The organism is Bacillus sanguinis (assembly GCF_018332475.1).
Taxonomy (GTDB): domain Bacteria; phylum Bacillota; class Bacilli; order Bacillales; family Bacillaceae_G; genus Bacillus_A; species Bacillus_A sanguinis.
Genome location: NZ_BOQB01000547.1, coordinates 1 through 5,069 on the forward strand (window position 1 = coordinate 1; position 5,069 = coordinate 5,069).

Annotated in this window: 6 protein-coding genes and 1 pseudogene; 2 read left to right on the forward strand and 5 right to left on the reverse strand. The window is 29.9% G+C overall.

From position 1 onward, the window contains the following. From KI369_RS29980 to KI369_RS28445, 5 genes and pseudogenes are all read right to left on the reverse strand, one after another. Positions 1 to 129: pseudogene (locus tag KI369_RS29980) on the reverse strand (peptidase); the annotation flags it as partial. Between the two features lie 206 nt (positions 130 to 335). Next, the gene (locus KI369_RS28430; RefSeq protein ID WP_212958987.1) at positions 336 to 710 is read right to left on the reverse strand and encodes a hypothetical protein; all 375 of its coding nucleotides are present in this window, start codon (positions 708 to 710) and stop codon (positions 336 to 338) included. Positions 711 to 818: 108 nt separating this feature from the next. Beyond that, positions 819 to 1,667 (reverse strand): GNAT family N-acetyltransferase, encoded by an 849-nt coding sequence (locus tag KI369_RS28435; protein ID WP_212958988.1) that lies wholly within the window; start codon positions 1,665 to 1,667, stop codon positions 819 to 821. A 59-nt stretch (positions 1,668 to 1,726) separates the two neighbouring features. Further along, complete coding sequence (locus KI369_RS28440; protein WP_212958989.1) at positions 1,727 to 2,467, reverse strand: phosphorylase family protein; 741 nt, start codon at positions 2,465 to 2,467, stop codon at positions 1,727 to 1,729. Next, complete coding sequence (locus KI369_RS28445) at positions 2,464 to 3,138, reverse strand: DUF3885 domain-containing protein (RefSeq protein ID WP_212958992.1); 675 nt, start codon at positions 3,136 to 3,138, stop codon at positions 2,464 to 2,466. The genes KI369_RS28440 and KI369_RS28445 overlap by 4 nt, the downstream gene beginning before the upstream one ends. A gap of 239 nt (positions 3,139 to 3,377) precedes the next feature. Here KI369_RS28445 and KI369_RS28450 point away from each other — a divergent pair, with 239 nt between their 5' ends. Together KI369_RS28450 and KI369_RS28455 are read left to right on the forward strand one after the other, a co-directional pair. Beyond that, positions 3,378 to 4,073, forward strand: coding sequence for a response regulator transcription factor (locus KI369_RS28450; RefSeq protein WP_212958990.1), 696 nt, complete (start codon positions 3,378 to 3,380; stop codon positions 4,071 to 4,073). Then, on the forward strand, positions 4,063 to 5,069 hold a 1,007-nt coding region (locus KI369_RS28455), incomplete at its 3' end, for a sensor histidine kinase (protein ID WP_212958991.1). The genes KI369_RS28450 and KI369_RS28455, both read left to right, overlap by 11 nt.

The following is a 5,069-nucleotide window of genomic DNA, read 5'->3' on the forward strand; positions in this document are numbered from 1 at the left end:
CGAATCCTCTTGAATTTCAACTTGCATTTGTTCCATTTCCTCTGCATAACTTACTCCATAGGGCGTTACAGTTGTTATGGCCAATCCTGTTGTTAATAAAACTATAGCTATTTCTTTTTTATTTTTCATGTTATTTTCCTCGTTTAATTTCCTAAAATATGAAACTTCTTAATTGTATTTCTATCAAAAATAGAAAAATAAAAATTACAATACATTACGCAAAACCGTATTATAAAAAGATGAATTCTGTAAACAACAAAAGTCATCCCTTCAATATGTAATATCGCTAATATATTTTTAATGCATAATTTCTATATAAAAAGAAAAAACATGCTTTAACGAGCATTTTGCATTACTTTGATTAGGTCATTTATATTTTCGACTTTCTGCTGAAATTGATCAAATCTGCTATGTAGTAATAAAGGATTTTTATCTTCAGTTGAAATAACTAATTTTAACTCCTGTTCTAATTTATCATATGTATCAAAGAAGTTATCAAATTCAACACTTACGAGTTCTTCATTTTCACGATAATATCTTTTTGCTTCTAAATAAGTCATATATGATTTATTTAGAAATCCTAATGCAATTAAATATTTAGAAGTGTTTTCTTGATAAATAGCAATATCACATGCTATTTTCATATCAGAATAAGTCTTTTGAACGAAACAATGCAATTCAAAAATCTTAAACTTTAATCCATTATTCATTTCATCCCCTCCATCTTATCTATTCTACATAAAAAAAGATTATTATACAAAATAAAATATCAATATAGTACCAAAATAAAAAAGCGAAAGAATCATTCCTTCCGCTTTTTATAACGATACATACATTTCATATTGTGCCAATGAATTCTTTTCAAATCCAGCTTCCTTTACAAACCCTTCCAGTGAACTGTTGTTTGGAAAACTAATTGATAAACTTTCTAAATTCAACTCATCTCTTGCTACTTGTAATAATTTTGATCCAATACCACGATTTCTATATTCTTTGTCTATGAAAATAAAACTAATTTTACCTTGTTCATTTATACATATAGAACCTTTTAAATCATTACCGATATATGCACCGTAAAAGGTATGATTTGTTTTTTCGATATAATCCATATCATTTTGCCAGTTTATATGGAAGTGTAACCATTTTTGAATTTCAACTTTAAAAGCTACAAATTCTAATTGTTTCACTTCAATTCCTTTACATTCTTTAAGCATTATTTTAGTCATATCTTTTAAATTATAATAAGATAGATCGTACACTTTTTCATAACCTAATTTATTATAAAAACGAATCGCTCGGTCATTACCTACAATGACTTCAAGAAAAAGTTGCTTACACTCATTTTGAAGCGCCTCTTCTTTATGCAGTTCAAATAACTTTTGACTCACACCAATACCGCGATACTTAGGGTGAATAGCTAATGTTCCACAACGCATTGTTTTTATACTTTCATAAACCTTAATACCACCAAGTATTACACCAACTGGTTTGTCACCGTCTAAAGAAAGAAATGAGTGTTCTAACGAATTCCCTTCAGCTCCAAAAAACCTTTTTATAAAATCTTCTTTTGAAACTTCCATTTTAATAATGTAATCTGAAAATCCATCTTTAAAAGCTTCATATACTAAATCTATACTCACTTCACTGCATCTTTTGTATTGAATCATATAAATATAATCCTCCGCATTAGCTTATTATATATTACATACAAACATATAGAATCTATTTATCTATTATTTACTACATTGATCTCATACACACGTAAAAAAGCAATTAAATGCTCGCAAGCTCGTTCACATGCTAACATTTTAAATATTTTTTGTTCCTCTTTCGTTTTATCATTTGCTTGATCTGAAGCAGCTTTTAAACATAAAAAAGACTTCTTATTGATTTGACATACATAAGCAAAAGCTGCGACCTCTTGATCAACCGCCAATGCTCCATATACAGTATGGAGTAAATATCTCATTTCTGAACTACGGATACGTTGATCTCCAGATAAAAATGTCCCAAAATGAATCGGATCATATGACCGAACCTTTTTTATTCTTCTTACAAGTGACTTTGTTGTTTCAATAGGTGCAGTTCTACCATTATATAAATTAAAAACATCTTCCCCCGAACCCGCAGCAGTAACGTCGTGTTGTATTGCATTAAGAGCCACTACAATATGACCATTTTTCACCTTATTTGATAAACTTCCGCATATACCTGTCATAAACAACTCATCTGGCTGAAACTCACTAATTAATAATTGTACACAACTAGCACAGCTTACTTTGCCAACTCCAGTTATAACGGAGATAATTTCCAGGTCATTGATATAATGAAAATAAAATTCCCAAGCTGCTCTTTTTTCAATGCGTTCACTTGGATAATATTGATGCAAATACGTAAGTTCTGGTTCCCATGCGGCTACGATTGCAATACGTTTCATTACACGCTTCACTTCCCCCATTGTTGTCATTTAAATAAGTTATCTATACTTTCTCGTTCATAATCTGGAATCCACTTTTTATATTTCTCATATAAATTTCGTATTGTTTCTTTATTCTTCGCAATTACTTCACATCCTCTATCATCATTAATAAACATGATAATATCTTTCGTTGCATTTATGAGAAATACATCTGGATAAGAAATCTCTTCCTTACGTCCAAAACGAGGATTAAGACCTGGAAAATCTTCATGATTCGCAGCCTGAATAAGCGGTTTATACTTTATATCGCTAGCAAAACATTTTAACGAAAATTGATATGTACAATATAAATTAGCTTCTTCATCTTCAAATAGAAAAGGTAATGTTTCTTGTCTTATTTGGAACTTTAAATCCCTCTTTTTAATAAATCGACTATATACATTTATTTTCTGCGAATTTTTCACGTTTTCCTTTTTAAATCGATAAACATTTGTAACTAAAAATACTTCATCTTCTTTTGAAAATATATCTTCAAATAAGTGTTTATTATATGTATAAAATTGAGAGAAATATTCCATATTTAAATCGTCGGTACCTTCTACATTTTGATGTTTACCTTCCCCAAAATGAAAATGCAAATGATTTTCCCACTGAAAGTATATATGCGGTACTAATGTAACCCCAGGAAATATTTGATTCATATATTCTTTTAATCGCATCCTCATATCCTTTCTACTCTACAATTTCTTTTAACTGCCAATATGCTTCTTCTAGCCACGGATGAATGACTTTCAATATAACGTTGTATTTAAATATCCTTTTTATTTGTATTCGTTATGAATGTTTTAATCCCCTTTTTATACGTTACATGAAATTTTATGGCGAATCATTGCTACAAAATACATAAATGTTTGATATTATAGTAATGTTAATGATTTGTTAGGAAAGGAACTACATAATGAATAAAAACATATTAATTATTGATGATGATAAAGAAATTGTTGAATTACTTGCTGTTTATTTGCGAAATGAAGGCTATAACATTTATAAAGCATACGATGGCGACGAGGCATTGCAAATGATTTCTACATATGAAGTTGACCTTTTGATTTTGGATATTATGATGCCAAAACGAAATGGATTAGAAGTTTGCCAGGAAGTTCGTGAGAATAACACTGTACCTATTCTTATGCTGAGTGCAAAAGCAGAAGATATGGATAAAATATTAGGTCTTATGACAGGCGCAGATGATTATATGATTAAACCATTCAATCCATTAGAATTAGTAGCTAGAGTGAAGGCTTTGCTACGAAGATCATCTTTCCAAAATACTACTTCTCAAAAGAATGAAGATGGTATTCTTCATATTCGTTCTGCTGAAATACACAAACATAATCATACTGTTAAAGTAAATGGAGAATATATTAAACTTACATCTATTGAATTTGATATTTTATATTTACTTGCGAGTAATACTGGAAGAGTATTTAGCTCCGAAGAAATTTTCGAACGTGTTTGGAATGAAGATGGTTATGGTTCAAATAAAACTGTAATGGTTCACATTAGTAATTTACGGGATAAACTTGAAACAGGAATGAATGGAGAGAAGTTTATTCATACTGTTTGGGGAGTAGGCTATAAAATTGAGAAATGAAGCATTTGATATATTAAAAGATATCCCTAAATGGAAGTTAATTTTTTGGTTCTCGTTAGCTATCATACTTACCCCTATAACTGAATTAATTATATATCGTCTTGTTACAAGTGTAATTGAAAGTTCACTTACGTTAAGCGAACTCGGAAAAGAATTCATTAGAATTTTTGGTTATGAAAAATATAAAGGAATAAAGGAATCTCTATGGATGATGATTGTCTCTTATTTATTCTTATTTTCTATTTTCTCATCCTACCTATACATTTTTTATCGTCATGAAAGAAAGATTTATTATGAAACTTGTATAAAAAAAATGATAGAAGAGATTCGTTATATTGCAAATGGAAACTTCAATCATAAAGTTTCTATCGTAAATCATAATTATCTAGAAGAGTTAGCGACCGGGGTTAATCAAATTGTTGAACAATTGAAAGTCTCAATTGATGAAGAGAGACAGGCGGAACAAGCAAAAAGTGAACTTATTACAAATGTATCGCATGATTTACGTACTCCTCTTACCTCTATAGTTGGATACGTGAATTTAATCCACCATGATAATTATAGAGATGAAGTGGAATTACGCTATTATATACAAGTCATTTACGATAAAGTAACCCGTCTTAATGCATTAATGAATGACTTGTTTGAATATACACGTGTTCAAAATAAAGAATTAAGTTTATATTCTGTCCCCATTGATATTGTAGAACTACTTGGACAATTAACTGTTCAATTCCGCATACAAGTTCAAGAAGCAAATATAGAATGTCGACCTTCTTTCCCATCTCAAAAACTCATGGTATTAGCTGATGGAGACAAATTAGTGCGAGTGTTTGAAAATCTTATTATAAATGCTATTGCTTATGGAAACGACGGTGGATATATCGACCTTGCTGCCTATGAAAGCAATAATATGATTAATATAGATATAACAAATTACGGCCAACCTATTCCTAGTACGGATTTACCTCATATTTTTGAACGTTTTTATCGCGT